Origin of the sequence: Erythrobacter sp. A6_0 (genome assembly GCF_017744235.1) — a bacterium.
Classification (GTDB): domain Bacteria; phylum Pseudomonadota; class Alphaproteobacteria; order Sphingomonadales; family Sphingomonadaceae; genus Qipengyuania.
Genome location: NZ_JAGHQR010000001.1, coordinates 816037 through 830754, shown reverse-complemented (window position 1 = coordinate 830754; position 14718 = coordinate 816037). Strand labels below are relative to the sequence as shown.

15 protein-coding genes are annotated in these 14718 nt (G+C 62.9%); 4 read left to right on the top strand and 11 right to left on the bottom strand.

The features are described from left to right. Nucleotides 1-685: 685 nt before the first annotated feature. The 5 genes from rpoD to J7347_RS04125 all read right to left on the bottom strand — a co-directional run bounded on the left by rpoD (nt 686) and on the right by J7347_RS04125 (nt 6187). Complete coding sequence (rpoD, locus tag J7347_RS04145; RefSeq protein ID WP_209160931.1) at nt 686-2701, bottom strand: RNA polymerase sigma factor RpoD; 2016 nt, start codon at nt 2699-2701, stop codon at nt 686-688. 55 nt (nt 2702-2756) lie between these two features. Next, nucleotides 2757-4619: a DNA primase gene (gene dnaG, locus J7347_RS04140; RefSeq protein ID WP_209160930.1), complete on the bottom strand. Its 1863-nt coding sequence runs from the start codon at nt 4617-4619 to the stop codon at nt 2757-2759. 29 nt (nt 4620-4648) lie between these two features. Continuing rightward, nucleotides 4649-4963, bottom strand: a complete 315-nt coding sequence (locus J7347_RS04135) for a GIY-YIG nuclease family protein (RefSeq protein ID WP_209160929.1) — start codon at nt 4961-4963, stop codon at nt 4649-4651. 85 nt (nt 4964-5048) lie between these two features. Next, complete coding sequence (locus tag J7347_RS04130; protein ID WP_209160928.1) at nt 5049-5738, bottom strand: hypothetical protein; 690 nt, start codon at nt 5736-5738, stop codon at nt 5049-5051. Next, on the bottom strand, nt 5735-6187 hold the full coding sequence (locus J7347_RS04125; protein WP_209160927.1) for a GatB/YqeY domain-containing protein: 453 nt from the start codon (nt 6185-6187) through the stop codon (nt 5735-5737). The genes J7347_RS04130 and J7347_RS04125 overlap by 4 nt, the downstream gene beginning before the upstream one ends. Before the next feature lie 152 nt (nt 6188-6339). On the opposite strand from J7347_RS04125, the gene carA reads away from it, so the two are divergent. The 4 genes from carA (at nt 6340) to greA (ending at nt 11801) form a co-directional block, all read left to right on the top strand. Then, nucleotides 6340-7518: a glutamine-hydrolyzing carbamoyl-phosphate synthase small subunit gene (gene carA, locus J7347_RS04120; RefSeq protein ID WP_209160926.1), complete on the top strand. Its 1179-nt coding sequence runs from the start codon at nt 6340-6342 to the stop codon at nt 7516-7518. Between the two features lie 107 nt (nt 7519-7625). Continuing rightward, complete coding sequence (locus J7347_RS04115; protein WP_209160925.1) at nt 7626-7883, top strand: hypothetical protein; 258 nt, start codon at nt 7626-7628, stop codon at nt 7881-7883. Then, nucleotides 7883-11221 carry a carbamoyl-phosphate synthase large subunit gene (gene carB / locus J7347_RS04110; RefSeq protein ID WP_209160924.1) on the top strand — a complete coding sequence of 1113 codons (3339 nt, stop codon included), beginning with the start codon at nt 7883-7885 and terminating at the stop codon, nt 11219-11221. Before J7347_RS04115 ends, carB begins: the two co-directional genes overlap by 1 nt. Nucleotides 11222-11297: 76 nt before the next feature. Beyond that, on the top strand, nt 11298-11801 hold the full coding sequence (greA, locus tag J7347_RS04105; RefSeq protein WP_209161242.1) for a transcription elongation factor GreA: 504 nt from the start codon (nt 11298-11300) through the stop codon (nt 11799-11801). Here greA and J7347_RS04100 read toward each other — a convergent pair. From J7347_RS04100 to J7347_RS04075, 6 genes are all read right to left on the bottom strand, one after another. Beyond that, on the bottom strand, nt 11794-12231 hold the full coding sequence (locus J7347_RS04100) for a GNAT family N-acetyltransferase (RefSeq protein WP_348521574.1): 438 nt from the start codon (nt 12229-12231) through the stop codon (nt 11794-11796). The two genes, greA and J7347_RS04100, sit on opposite strands and share 8 nt — an antisense overlap. An 82-nt stretch (nt 12232-12313) precedes the next feature. Beyond that, on the bottom strand, nt 12314-12544 hold the full coding sequence (locus J7347_RS04095) for a DUF4170 domain-containing protein (RefSeq protein ID WP_067682301.1): 231 nt from the start codon (nt 12542-12544) through the stop codon (nt 12314-12316). 128 nt (nt 12545-12672) lie between these two features. Further along, nucleotides 12673-13203 (bottom strand): hypothetical protein, encoded by a 531-nt coding sequence (locus tag J7347_RS04090; protein WP_209160923.1) that lies wholly within the window; start codon nt 13201-13203, stop codon nt 12673-12675. A gap of 39 nt (nt 13204-13242) precedes the next feature. After that, nucleotides 13243-13590, bottom strand: coding sequence for a hypothetical protein (locus J7347_RS04085; RefSeq protein ID WP_209160922.1), 348 nt, complete (start codon nt 13588-13590; stop codon nt 13243-13245). Further along, nucleotides 13590-14063 carry a phage holin family protein gene (locus J7347_RS04080; protein WP_209160921.1) on the bottom strand — a complete coding sequence of 158 codons (474 nt, stop codon included), beginning with the start codon at nt 14061-14063 and terminating at the stop codon, nt 13590-13592. Before J7347_RS04080 ends, J7347_RS04085 begins: the two co-directional genes overlap by 1 nt. A 13-nt stretch (nt 14064-14076) precedes the next feature. Beyond that, nucleotides 14077-14712, bottom strand: a complete 636-nt coding sequence (locus J7347_RS04075; RefSeq protein ID WP_067682290.1) for a hypothetical protein — start codon at nt 14710-14712, stop codon at nt 14077-14079. Nucleotides 14713-14718: the final 6 nt, after the last annotated feature.

Genomic DNA, 14718 nt, shown 5'->3' with positions numbered 1-14718 from the left:
GCTGAATTGGCGGAAGCGGTGTCTTCGGCGGAAATGGACTCTTGAGGCATGGTCAATTCTGCGCTTCTGCTCCGGCATCGCTGGTCAGCTATGTGCAACCATACGCGAATCTAATTGGAAAAAAAGAGGATTTCTATGAAGCTGGCGTGGTCTTTTCCGACCAGAGAATGACGTAAATTGCGAATTTCACGTATATTCCAAGTAATGCCAAGATTTTGAACTCGATAATACGAATGAAGCTGGCGAAAATCTTAACTTCGACGTTAAAAAAGCCACGACCCGCCGCTCATATTCGGATGCCGCCGTGAGAGTTTTTGAATTGGCAAGTTTTTTTCCGGCAATCGATATCGAACAGCGCGGTCAGGGAAGTGGCAGGATTCCGCGCCAGCTTCGATGAAAGTCGAGAAATAACATAATCACGCGTCGCTGCAGCGCACCATAATACGAACCGGTTACATTTGTGTTCGTGCCGCCTTTCCATCCGCGAACCCACATCGATTTCTGCATGGCCGCGATTGTGGCAAAGCGCAGGCCTAGGGGCGGATCGCGACGCTTACAGTCGCTGTTCGATCTGGCGAGTCGGGGAGAAGGGCCAACGGGATCAAATGGCGAGCGGCGCCTGCCCGACGACGCATAGGTGTAAAAAAGGCCGGAGATCGCTCGATCTCCGGCCTTTTTTGTTCGCCTACTGGTCGAGGAAGCTGCGCATCTTGCGGCTGCGGCTCGGGTGCTTGAGCTTGCGCAGGGCCTTCGCCTCGATCTGACGGATGCGTTCGCGCGTGACCGAGAATTGCTGGCCGACTTCTTCCAGCGTGTGATCGGTATTCATCCCGATCCCGAAGCGCATGCGCAGCACACGCTCCTCACGCGGGGTGAGCGAAGCAAGGACGCGGGTGACCGTTTCCTTGAGATTCGCCTGGATCGCGGCATCCACGGGGATGATCGCGTTCTTGTCCTCGATGAAGTCGCCCAGATGCGAATCCTCCTCGTCCCCGATCGGGGTTTCGAGAGAGATCGGCTCCTTGGCGATCTTCATCACCTTGCGCACTTTTTCGAGCGGCATGGAGAGGCGGGCGGCCATCTCTTCCGGCGTCGGTTCGCGGCCTTCCTCGTGGAGGAATTGGCGACTGGTGCGCACCAGCTTGTTGATCGTCTCGATCATGTGGACCGGGATGCGAATGGTGCGCGCCTGATCGGCGATCGAGCGCGTGATCGCCTGCCGGATCCACCAGGTGGCGTAGGTGCTGAACTTGTAGCCGCGGCGATATTCGAACTTATCGACCGCCTTCATCAGGCCGATATTCCCTTCCTGGATAAGGTCGAGGAATTGCAGGCCGCGATTGGTGTATTTCTTGGCGATCGAGATCACGAGACGCAGATTGGCCTCGACCATTTCCTTCTTGGCGATGCGCGCCTCGCGCTCGCCCTTCTGGACCATGTTCACGATCCGGCGGAATTCGGGCAGCGCCATGCCGGTCTGGCTGGCGATGTCGGAAATCTCGGTGCGGATGCGATCGATCGCGGACTCTTCCTTCTCGGCGAAGGCGGCCCATTTCTTGTCCTTCTTCGCGCGGTCGGTCAGCCAGGTATCGTCCAGCTCGTTGCCGATATAGGCGTCGAGGAAGTCGATCCGCTTGACCTTGTGGCGTTCCGCCAGGCGCAGCATCTGGCCGCCCAGAGCGGTCAGGCGACGGTTGAAGGCGTAGAGATTGTCGACCAGGAATTCGATCTTGGTCGCGTGGAACTGCACGCTTTCGACTTCGGCGGTGAGCTGTTCGCTCAGCGCCTCGTACTTCTTCTCTTTCGCCGCCGGGAAGGCATCGCCGCGGCCGAACACGTCCATGCGCTCGCCCTGCAGCTTCTCGAACTTGCGGAACAGGTCGGCGATACGGGCGAAGCGTTCGATGGCGTCGGGCTTGAGCGCGGCCTCCATCTGGGCGAGCGACATGGTGTTGTCTTCGTCCTCGTCGTCGTCCTTCTTGGACGAGCCTTCTTCGCCGTCTTCGTCGTCGCTCGAATCGTCATCGTCCGAATCGTCGTCGTCGCGGATCGTGGGGCCGGCGGTCTCTTCCGAGATCTCGCCATCGTCCTCGTCCTCGCCTTCCTCCATCTTCTCGGGCGGAGGCTCCTTCGACAGCATGGCGTCGAGATCGAGGATCTCGCGCAGCTGCATCTCTTCGTTGTTGAGCGCTTCCGACCAATGGATGATGGCGTGGAAGGTGATCGGGCTCTGGCACAGGCCCATGATCATCATGTCGCGCCCGGCCTCGATCCGCTTGGCGATGGCGATCTCGCCCTCGCGGCTGAGCAGTTCGACAGCGCCCATTTCGCGCAGATACATGCGGACCGGATCGTCCGTGCGCTCGCCCGCGGCGAGCTTCTTTTCGACAGGCTTGGTGCCGGCGGAGGGCTTGGCTTTCTTGCCGTCCTCATCGACCTGCATTTCCTCGACTTCGGAATCCTTCTCGGCCTCGGCCTCCTCGTCGCTTTCGACGATCTGGACGCCCATGTCGGACAGGGCCGACTGGATATCCTCGATCTGGTCCGAGCTCATCTCTCCTTGCGGCAAAGCGGCGTTGAGCTCGTCATAGGTGACGTAGCCCTTTTTCTTCGCCTTGGTGATGAGCTTCTTGATCGAAGCCTCGTTGAGGTCGATCAGCGGAGCGTCTTCGGTCTCGGGTTTCTTCGACTTGGTTGCCATGAAGGTGGGTCAGTCCGTTTTTGCGTGCCGGGCGGGAGAAGCCCCACACGATCGATCAATTCCTGATGTCGGCGGCCGCGGCGCGCATGCGCCCGAAACGCTTCAACCGGTCGTTCAGTGCCAGCAACCGTTCGCGGTAACTGGCCTGCTCGGCGATCGAGCCTTCCGGGTCCTGCTCGAAACGCGCCGTCGCTGCCGAGAGGGCAGCTTCCAGCGCAGGTCTTTCGACCAGCAGCGACACGGCTTCGGCCAAATCCTCGCGCGCATGAACCGGGTCGGTGCCTTCATCGAGAAAGGCGAAGCGGGTTTTTTCCGGTGGGGCAGGAAGGCCGTTATCGAATGATATGGATGATTCGCCGCGCAAATCAAGCGTCTCGGCGGCTTCGATCAACGAATCGATGGCGGGCCCGACATTTCGATCACTCGCGGCAAGGCCCATCAAGGCCTCTTCGTGGATGATGATCTGGTCCGGGAACCGAGCCAGACCGGCGAGGACGGCCGCAGTGAAAGCATCGCGCGCACCGCCGGAGATCGCGCGTTCGAGCCGGACCTTCGCGTCCTGCGACAGAATGGGATGGGCAGATTTGCCCTGCCAGAAGGCCCCGCCCGAACCGCGCGCCTGTCGCGGTTGCCATTCCCGCTGGGGTTTCGGCGGAAACGCAAAGGCGGAGAAACGCTCCAGCAATTCGCGCTTATAGAGCGCGCGGATATCGGGGTGCTGGATGGTCTCGACATGATCGAGCAGGCGCGCCTTCAACCCGGCCTTGTCTTCGGGCGAAGTCAGCGGCGCGGCGGCCTTTTCGAACTCCCACAGCGTGTCGAGCAATCCGGCGGGTTCGGAGAGAAGGCGCTCCATCGCCTCCGCGCCGTGCTGCCGCAGCAGATCGTCGGGATCGAGCCCTGAAGGAAGGCGCACGATTGCGAGCGAGTGGGCGGGGCGCAAAAGCGGCAGGGCGCGCGCCACGGCGCGCATCGCTGCCTTCTGCCCGGCCTTGTCCCCGTCGAAGCACAGAATGGGTCGTTCGACCTGGCGCCAGAGCATTTCGATCTGTGTTTCGGTCAGCGCGGTGCCCAGCGGCGCGACAGCCTCCTCGAACCCGGCCTGGGCGAGGGCGATCGCGTCCATATAGCCTTCGACCACGATCATCCGACCCGATTTGCGAGAGGCTGGGGCGGCGCGGTGGAGGTTGTAGAGCGTGCGGCCCTTGTCGAAGAGCGGCGTGTCGGGCGAATTCAGATATTTCGGCGCATTCGGATAGGCATCGCCATCGAGGATACGTCCGCCGAAACCGATCACCCGCCCGCGCGCATCCTGGATCGGCAGCATCAACCGGCCACGGAAGCGGTCGTACGGCTCCTTGCCCTCCACATCGATGCGCAGGCCCGTTTCGAGCAGCATCGGCTCGTCGAACTGCGACAGGGCGCGCGGCATCGCCTGGCGTTCTTCCGGCGCGAAACCGAATCCGAAAGTCTCGATCACGCCCTGTGAAAATCCGCGCCGCGCCAGATAGGCCCGCGCGGCGGCCCCATCTGCGGATCGCAGCCTGTCGACGTAAAAAGCCTGCGCCGCCGCCGTCACATCGTGCAGGCTGGCGCGCTTTTCCGCTCGCTCGGCTGCGCGGGGGTCGGGGGCGGGGACTTCCATCCCCGCTTCCGCCGCCAGCTCCTTCACCGCATCCATGAAGGGCAGGCCGTTCTGATCCGTCATCCAGCGGATCGCGTCTCCATGCGCCTCGCAGCCGAAGCAGTGATAGAAGCCCTTCTCGTCGTTGACGTAGAAGCTGGGCGTCTTCTCGTTATGGAACGGGCAGCACGCCTTGAACTCGCGCCCTGCCTTGGTCAGCCGCACCGTGCGCCCGACGATCGCGGACAGCGTGATCCGCGCGCGCAATTCGTCGAGCCATTGGGGGGTCAGCATGAGGGCGAGTCCGGCAGCACAAAGACACCCTACCCGTTCGTGTCGAGCGAAGTCGAGACACGCTCGTGCGGAGGCTTCGCAAAATGAGACAGGCGTGCCCAATCGGACGCCGCAAGCGCTTCCTTCTTGGCGGGCGACCATTTCTTGACGCGCAATTCGCTGGCCAGCGCCTCGTGCCGAGTCGCGAAATCCTGCGCCCAGACCAAGGTCACCGGCAAGCGCCGCGACGTGAAATTGCAGAATCCGCCATGCTGGTGCTGTGCGATCCGGCGATCGAGATCGTCGGTATGCCCCGTATAGTATTTTCCGTCGGAGCATTTGAGGATGTAGCACCAGAATGCCATCGGCGATCGTCCAAGCCAGCGTGTCTCGACTTCGCTCGACACGAACAGTTAGCAGCTGTCTTTTCTCCGAGAACTCCGGGGAGAATTACTCGTTCGTCTCCGCTGCGGGAAACGGCCCCTTCGCGCTTGCGGTCATGCCGTTCACTTCGAGGCTATACGCGTCTGCCGGGCCATCGGGCGGGGTGGTCGATTGCCACCAGAACGTGACCGGCATGCCCGGTTTCCATCCCGATCCGGCGGTGACGCGCCAGATGATTTCGCCCGAATCGCTGCTGACCTGGATCGCGTCGCCCGCGCCCAGCGCCGCTTCGGCCTGCGAGCGGGAATAGCCGACCGAGCGGTTGAACCCGGCGGCGGCCTGCGTCATCCGGAACAGCGAAGCCGGCACTTCCAGCGCGGCCCCTTCGGTTTCCGGCGTTTCGATCACTTGCGGCGTCAGGTCGTCGGCCAGCGTGATTTCATGCACATAGGTGTAGACGGTGCCTTCGGGCATCTCTGCCGGGACGCATTCGGCCGTGTCTCTGGGGCAGGCGACGAAGCTCTTGATCCGGGCGATCTCACGCCCATCGGCCATGATCGCGGCTTCGGGTTGGGGGCCTTGCGGGCCGACGATCTTGGCACCGAGGCTTTCGGGATCGAAATCCGCCGCCACGAGCGTGCGCGGCGCGGCGACGGTGGGCGTGGCGCTGGGCGTCGGTTCGGGTGCGGGCGCTTCGCCGCATGCGGCAAGGGCCAGCGGCGCGGCGAGCCAGAGCGGTAGGCGGATCGGGCTCACGAAAGCGCCTCCTTCACCCAGCCGCTTGCGCGCGTCATGTCGAGCGTGGCGCCGTGGCGCGCTTTCAGCTCGCCCATCACCTTGCCCATGTCCTTCATACCCTCGGCACCCGTTTCCGCCTTGATGTCGGCGATGGCGGCCTTGGTCTCTTCTTCGCTCATCTGCTTGGGCAGGAATTCCTCGATCGTGGCGAGTTCGGCCTTTTCCTTGTCGGCCAGCTCCTGTCGCCCGCCAGCCTCGTACATCTCGATCGATTCGCGGCGTTGCTTCGCCATCTTGAGAAGCACGTCCGTCACCATCGCATCGTCTTCCGGCTTTTTGTCCGACGTGCGCAATTCGATGTCGCGATCCTTGATCTTGGCGCCGATCAGGCGGAGGGCGGCAATCCGCTCCTTGTCCTTGGCCCTCATGGCAGTGACGGTTTCGGCCTGGATGTTCTCGCGCAGCATAGTGCCTCGTTTGACGGTATCTGTGGATGAATTGGCGTCCATTTAGAGCAAGCTGTCGCAAAGCCAAGCGTTCCGCTTGACGGGTGGGCGGCCTGCCCCTAGCGGCTGGGTCTTAGCACACATCGTCGGCAATTTCTTGAAACGGAGCGCCCATGGCCCTGTCCGCATCTTCGCACGCGCAACCATCAGGCGCGACCGGCGTCCTCGTGCTGGCGGATGGGACCGCTGTCTGGGGCAAGGGCTTCGGCGCCACGGGATCGGCGGTGGGCGAGGTCTGCTTCAACACCGCGATGACCGGCTATCAGGAAGTGCTGACCGATCCGAGCTATGACAGCCAGATCGTCACCTTCACCTTCCCGCATATCGGCAATGTCGGCGCGAACGAGGAAGACCACGAGAGCCGCGGCCTCGGCGCGCTGGGCTGCATCGTGCGGCAGGAAATCACCGCGCATTCCAATTTCCGCGCCCGCGACGAATTCGTCGACTGGTGCCGCGCCAACGGCAAGATCGGCCTGTCGGGTGTGGACACGCGCGCGCTCACGCGCCGGATCCGCTTGAACGGCGCGCCCAATGCCGTGATCGCGCACAGCCCGCGCGGCGAATTCGATCTCGACGCCTTGCGTCGGCAGGCCGCGGAATGGAGCGGGCTCGAAGGGCTGGACCTCGTCCCCGGCGTGACGCGCGGCGTGCTGGAGGATTGGCGCGGCGGGCCCTGGCAATTGGGCCACGGCTATGCCGAGCACGGCAACGAGAAGCCGCATGTCGTCGCGATCGATTACGGGGCGAAGGACAATATCTTCCGCAATCTCGCACAGGCCGGTGCGAAGGTGACGGTGGTGCCCGCGCGCACTTCGCTGGACGAGATCATGCGGTTGGAGCCCGATGGCGTGTTCCTGTCCAACGGCCCCGGCGATCCGGCGGCGACGGGCGAGTATGCCGTGCCGGTGATCAAGGGATTGCTGGAGCGCGACGTGCCGCTGTTCGGCATCTGCCTCGGCCACCAGATGCTCGGCCTGGCGGCAGGGGCGAAGACTGCCAAGATGTTCCAGGGCCACCGCGGCGCCAACCACCCCGTCCAGCGCGTCGGCCCGGTCTGGGGCGAGAGCGAGGGCCTCGTCGAGATCACCAGCATGAACCACGGCTTCGCGGTCGATGGCGAAAGCCTGCCCGAGGGGGTCGACGAGACACATGTGTCCCTGTTCGACGGCACCAATTGCGGGATTTCGATCCGGGGCAAGAAGGCGTTTGGGGTGCAATACCACCCAGAAGCGAGCCCGGGACCGCAGGACAGTTTCTACCTGTTCGAGAAGTTCGTGGGGATGTTGGGGTGAGGCGAAACATCCTTATTTCATTCGCGACCGGCTCACTCGTTACGTCACTCGCATGGTTTCTCGGGCAGACACTTACAGAGATCGATGAAGCTGTCCCACTCCTGGTGGTGAGTGACAAAGTCTCGATCGACCCCACCGAAATGAGCGGAATGTCTACTGAAGAAATCGGGGTTGCGTTATCGAGTGCTGGTTTCGCTCGCAAATGTGACGCAGCAAGCTTTGTCACCGATTGGGATGGTGGCTCGCATACGAAGCCGAAGACCTTCGTCGAAGTGACTGTTAGCAATACCGAAACTCTGAACTGCATCTTGGAAGTCGCCTCGAAAGAGGGCTTTCCGGTCAACATCAGCTTCAAGGCTCTCTAATGCCCAAACGCACTGACATCTCCTCGATCCTCGTCATTGGCGCTGGCCCGATCATCATCGGCCAGGCCTGCGAGTTCGACTATTCCGGCACGCAGGCGATCAAGGCGTTGAAGGAGGAGGGCTACCGCGTGGTCCTCGTCAACTCCAACCCCGCCACGATCATGACCGACCCGGAAATGGCCGACGCGACCTATATCGAGCCGATCACGCCCGAAATCGTCGCCAAGATCATCGAGAAGGAGCGGCCCGATGCGGTGCTGCCCACGATGGGCGGGCAGACGGCGCTCAATTGCGCGCTGGCTTTGTTCAACGACGGCACGCTGGAGAAATACGGCGTCCAGATGATTGGCGCGGATGCCGATGCCATCGACAAGGCGGAAAACCGCCAGCGCTTCCGCGAGGCGATGGATGCGATCGGTTTGGAAAGCGCGCGCAGCGGCGTTGCAAACACGGTGCAGGAGGCTTTCGACGTGCTCGAACGCACCGGCCTGCCGTCCATCATCCGGCCCAGCTTCACGCTCGGCGGCACGGGCGGCGGCATCGCCTACAACAAGACCGAGTTCGAGCGGATCGTGCGCGAAGGCCTCGACGCCTCGCCCACCACCGAAGTCCTGATCGAGGAATCGCTCCTCGGCTGGAAGGAATACGAGATGGAAGTGGTCCGCGACCGGGCGGACAATTGCATCATCATCTGCGCCATCGAGAATGTCGATCCGATGGGCGTGCACACGGGCGACAGCATCACCGTCGCCCCCGCGCTGACGCTGACCGACAAGGAATACCAGATCATGCGCAGCGCCAGCATCGCTGTGCTGCGCGAAATCGGCGTGGAAACAGGCGGTTCGAACGTACAGTTCGCAGTCGATCCGAAGTCCGGTCGCCTGATCGTGATCGAGATGAACCCGCGCGTGTCGCGCTCTTCCGCGCTCGCCTCCAAGGCAACCGGTTTCCCGATCGCACGCGTCGCCGCCAAGCTCGCCGTGGGATACACGTTGGACGAGCTGACCAACGAAATCACCGGGGCGACGCCTGCCAGTTTCGAACCGACGATCGATTACGTCGTCACCAAGATTCCGCGCTTCGCCTTCGAGAAGTTCAAAGGCGCCAAGCAGGAATTGTCCACCGCGATGAAGTCGGTGGGCGAGGTGATGGCGATCGGCCGCTGTTTCGCGGAATCGATGCAGAAGGCGCTGCGCGGCCTCGAAACCGGACTCGACGGCTTCAACCGCGTGCCCGAGCTGGAAGGCAAGAGCCGCGAGGTCATCACCGCCGCGATAAGCCAGCGCACGCCCGACCGCATTCTAAGGATCGCGCAGGCCTTCCGCGAAGGCTTCGAAATGAGCGAGATCCAGGCGCTTACCGGCTTCGATCCGTGGTTCCTGCGCCAGATCGAGGCGATCATTTACGAAGAGAACATGATCGCGCATAACGGCTTGCCGCGCGATGCCGCCGAAATGCGCCGCCTGAAAGCGATGGGCTTTTCGGACAAGCGCCTCGCCACGCTCGCCGTGCGCTCGGTGGGTGTCGCCGGAGGCCTCGCGGAAACGCAGGCGCGCCGTTCGGGCCTGCTGCACGATGCCTTGCGCGCCATGGCGGGCGCGACCAGCGAGGAAGAGGTGCGCAAGCTGCGCCAGAAATTGGGCGTCTTCCCGGTCTTCAAGCGCATCGACAGCTGCGCCGCCGAATTCGAAGCGACCACGCCCTATATGTATTCGACCTACGAAGCGCCCAGCTTCGGAGAGCCCGAGGACGAGGCAGAGCCCAGCGATCGCCGCAAGATCGTGATCCTTGGCGGCGGGCCCAACCGGATCGGGCAGGGCATCGAGTTCGACTATTGCTGCGTCCACGCCTGTTTCGCGCTCGGCGACGAAGCGCAGGGCGGGGCCGGGTTCGAGACCATCATGGTCAATTGCAATCCCGAAACGGTCAGCACCGATTACGACACCTCCGACCGGCTCTATTTCGAGCCGCTGACCGAGGAAGACGTGCTGGAAATCCTGCGCGTCGAAATGTCGCGCGGCGAGGTCGTGGGCGTGATCGTCCAGTTCGGCGGGCAGACGCCGCTGAAACTGGCCGCTGCGCTGGAGCGGGAAGGGGTGCCGATCCTGGGTACCAGCCCCGATGCGATCGACCTTGCCGAAGATCGCGAACGCTTCGCGCGCCTCGTCAACAAGCTCGATCTGAAGCAGCCGCAGAACGGCATCGCGCGCGATCGGGACGAGGCCGCCGCCTGGGCCGCCCGCATCGGCTATCCCGTGCTGCTGCGCCCCAGTTATGTGCTGGGCGGGCGCGCGATGGAGGTCGTGGACAGCGAAGCGCAGCTCGACGATTATATCGCCACCGCGGTCAACGTGTCGGGCGACAGCCCGGTGCTGGTCGACCAATATTTGCGCGATGCGATCGAATGCGATGTCGACGTGATCTGCGATGGCAACGAGGTCCGCATTGCGGGCGTCATGCAGCATATCGAGGAAGCCGGCGTCCATTCGGGCGATTCCGCCTGCACGATCCCGCCCTACAGCCTTTCGGACGAAATCGTCGCCGAGATGGAGCGGCAGGCCGAAGCCCTGGCCCATGCGCTGCAAGTGCGCGGCCTGATGAACGTCCAGTTCGCGATCAAGGACGACGAGGTCTATCTGATCGAAGTCAATCCGCGTGCCAGCCGCACCGTGCCCTTCGTCGCCAAGGCGATCGGGCGTCCGGTCGCCAAGATTGCCGCGCGGGTGATGGCGGGCGAACCGCTGTCCAATTTCGAACCCTTCGACATCCGCCCCAAGCACATGGCAGTGAAGGAAGCGGTGTTCCCCTTCGCGCGGTTCCCCGGTGCCGATCCGATCCTTTCGCCGGAAATGAAGAGCACGGGCGAAGTGATGGGAATAGACTCCACGTTCCCCGCCGCCTTCCTCAAGTCGCAGATCGGCGCAGGCATGCATCTGCCGCGTTCGGGCACGCTGTTCGTTTCGGTCAAGGATAGCGACAAGCAGGTGATCCTGCCCGCCGTGAAGACTCTGCTCGATCAGGGCTTCCGCGTCATCGCGACGGGCGGCACGCAGCGTTATCTTGCCGAACAGGGCCTGGCGGTGGAGCCGGTCAACAAGGTGGCCGAAGGACGCCCCCATATCGTCGATGCGATCGTGGACGGGGAGGTCGACCTGATCTTCAACACCACCGAAGGCTGGCAATCGCTGCTGGATTCGCAATCGATCCGGGCCGGGGCCCTCGAACGCAAGGTGCCGTATTACACCACGGCGAGCGCGGCCTTGGCCACGGCACGCGCGATCGCGGAAGTTTCGACCGGTGAGCTTGAAGTACGCTCGTTGCAGGACTATTATAGCTGACGACTATTGAGCGATTGCCCCCCACACATTCGATGCAGTGACATTCCGCAACCGTGCGGAAGGCTCCTCGAATTGCATGTGCGGGGGCCACAGGAAGGTGGGACCCGAGTCCATGGAAAAGGTACCGATGCTCGCCGAAGGCTATGAAAAGCTGACGGCCGACCTCAAGGCTTTGCGGGCGGAGCGTCCGCTGGTGGTGGACGCGATCGAGGAAGCGCGTGCCCATGGCGACCTTTCGGAAAACGCCGAATATCACGCCGCCAAGGAACGTCAGGGCCAGATCGAAGCGCAGATTGCCGAGATCGAGGACAAGGTGACGCGCGCGCAGATCATCGATCCCAAGACGCTGTCGGGCGACAAGGTGGTGTTCGGCGCTACCGTCACGCTGCTCGACGAGGACGACAAGCCGATCAAGTACCAGATCGTCGGCCAGACCGAAGCGGATGCCAGCAAGGGCCGGATCAGCTACAATTCGCCGATCGCCCGCGCGCTGATCGGCAAGCAGGTCGAAGACGAGATCGAAGTCACCGTGCCGAGCGGGGACAAGTTCTACCTCGTCGAGAAGATCGAATTCATTTGACCGGTTGATGGGCAGAGGGCGCGTGGCCGGTCGATGTCAGCGCCTTCTCCATAGCCCAGTTGTGAATGGCGACGCCGTCGATCGCGAAATCGCGTCGGTGGGTCACGCTGTAGCCCGCCCGCTCGAAAGCCGGGCGGGCCAGATCGCTCGCTTCGGTGAAGAGCCGCTGGCTTCCGATCTGGCGCGCATGGCGTTCCGCATCGGCAAGCAAACGATCTCCGAGGCCCGATCGGGTGTGATCCGGGGCGATGTAGAGGTGGTCGAGATGGCCATCTTGCTGCAACAGCGCATATCCGCAAGGGCGCGATCCCGCGTCCACGGCTACGAGGATGATGTCGCCCTGAGAGGCACGTAAGCAGTAACGCTGGGCGTTGCTGAGCCAGGCGGCCCAGACCGCGATCTGATCGCACGAATAAGCGCGCGGACCGATCGAGAGGATCGCAGTCCGCGCGATAGTCAGAAGCTGTTCGGCATCGTCCTCGCGAAAGAATCGGATCGAATGCCGTCCGGCTTCAGGCGCTCGGTTCGAGCAATTTGTGCAGGTGCACGATGACGTATTTCATTTCGGCATCGTCCACGGTGCGCTGGGCGTTGGCACGCCAGGCTTCTTCAGCACTTTCGTAATCGGAATAGACGCCGGTGACATGGATGCTTTCCGGATCCTGAAATTCGGTGCTGCGCGGATCTTTCACGCGGCCGCCCATGACAAGATAGAGCGTCTGATTGGCAGTGGTTTCTTCCATGGGGAGGGGCCTTGGTCTGTAGGGAGTTCGGGATTGAAGAATTCGCGTGCCCCATACCGCAAGCGGCGCGCCAGGCAAACCCGGCGCGCCGCTATTGGGCGACCCTTGAGGATCGGATATTCGTCAGATCAATGCGACAGGCGCGACTTCAGATTGCGGAACCGACGGCTCGCCTTGCGACCGGCACGGCGGCGCGAACTGGCCAGCGCATCGCTCGTCGCATCGGCGCGATAGGCGGCATCGCGGCGCAGACGGCGCGCAGTCGAACCGACGCTGTCGCCGAGATCTTCGATTGCGTCCGAGCTAGACCGCAACGCCGCAGCGCCCGCCGTTTCGGCGCGGTCCATCAGACCCATAGCGTAACCGAGAACGGTATCACCCGCCATCGCGGCCATCGTCCCAGTACGGCGACCAAGACGCCGACCCGGACGGGTCATCGCGCCGATCAGCAGGCCGACACCGATCGCTCCGCCGACGACTGCGAGCGGGTGCCTCTTCGCGAAATCCGTCGCACTGTCGAGCACGTCCTTCGCCTGATCGGCAAAGCTGCGTTCGGCATTGCGCTGCTCGCTCGCCTCGATGCGCTGGCGAAGGGCCTCGCGGCGCTCTTCGTCCGTTTGCGGCTTGGTGTCGGTGTTGAGAGTGGCGACGTTATTCATATCATGCTCCGGAATTGGGTGTCTGATTAACCAACGGTATCAGCGGCCGAATTGTTCCGAATGGAGCCACTCGTCGTCATATTCCTCGTCCGTTTCGTCGTCCTCGACCCAATCCTCGCCGAACAACGCCTTGAGAACCGGGTTGCGAGCGAACCAGAGGATCGCGCCAGCCGCAATCGCGGCCAGCGCACCCTTGTGATCCCTCGCGACGTCGAGCGCCTCGTCGTAAACATCGCTCGCGCCCTCCGCGATCCGGTCCGCGATGCGCGCACCGGGTCCGCGGGTGGCGAGATCGGATTTCAGATTTTCGATATCGGCATCGACAAGCGCCCGCGCCGCATCGCGTAATCTTCTGTCTTCCATCATCTTGGCACGACGCGGACCCATCACCTATCCCCTTTGAAAGCGTCTCGGATGTCGTCGATCTTGCCCTTGAGCATGCGAACGCAGACCAATCCGAGTACGATCAGCGCGCCGCCGACGATCGCCGTGGCGATCCACGGTCCCACGAGAGGCGCGAGGGCGATCACCGTTCCGACGGTCAGCGCGATGAGCGCGAGGTGTAGAACGCCGAATGCCGCCGCGCCGTATGCCACTGCGAGCTTTGCGCGGTTGGCGACGAAGGACGAGCGGCTTTTCTGAAAGGCGATTTCGGCTTCGACATACGTCTTGCCATCGTCGAACAGAGCGAAAATATCGTCGGTCAGCGAGTGCCTGATCTCGGCTTCGACATCGTCCTGCTCCGCAGCCTCTTCGAACACCTCGGCGGCTTCGCGGGCGCTGTGCGTGGAAGAGGGAGCGGACGTTGCCCGCCCCCCATCCAATTCGTCGCGCTCGATGGGCTTTTCTAGAGTGCTCACTCCGAACCGGCGATCAGCGACGGCTGAACAGGCGCGAGAGCATGAAGCCGGCGACGGCGGCGATGCCGACTGCGGTCGCCGGGCTGCGACGGACCATCGCGCGGCCTTCGTCGGCCAGTTCGTCGACGGTCTTCGCGTCGAGCTTGGCCGCCGTATCGTTCAGCGAACGCGACGCGCTGCGGGCGTAATCGCCGTATTTCGCGCCGACCTTTTCATCGACGTAATGCGCATTGTCGTTCACCATCTGGCCGAGCGTGGCGATCCCTTCGGATAGCTTGGATTTCCCCTGCGTGGCCAGTTCGTGACCCTTGACCTTCGCTTCTTCGCCATAGGCGTGGGCATCGCTCTTGAGGTTCGACTTCTTGCCTTCGGCCTGAGCCTTGTACCCCTTGGCGCGCTCGCCCGCTTCGGCGCGAAGCGCGGCTGCGCCGGCCTTGGCTTCCTGCACCGCATTGCTGAAGCGCGATTTGGCTTCTTCGCGATGCGGATTGGTCTGCGGAGCGGTAGCGGCAGTGTCGGTGGTAGTGGTGGCGGTGTTGGTCACGGGAACGGTCTCCTTGGCTGCGCCCTTCTTGGCCACGGTCTTTCGCGGCTTGGGGGCGGTTTTGGTCTTTTTCGCGGAAGTCTTGGTTTCTTTCGGGTCGGCCATCGGTTC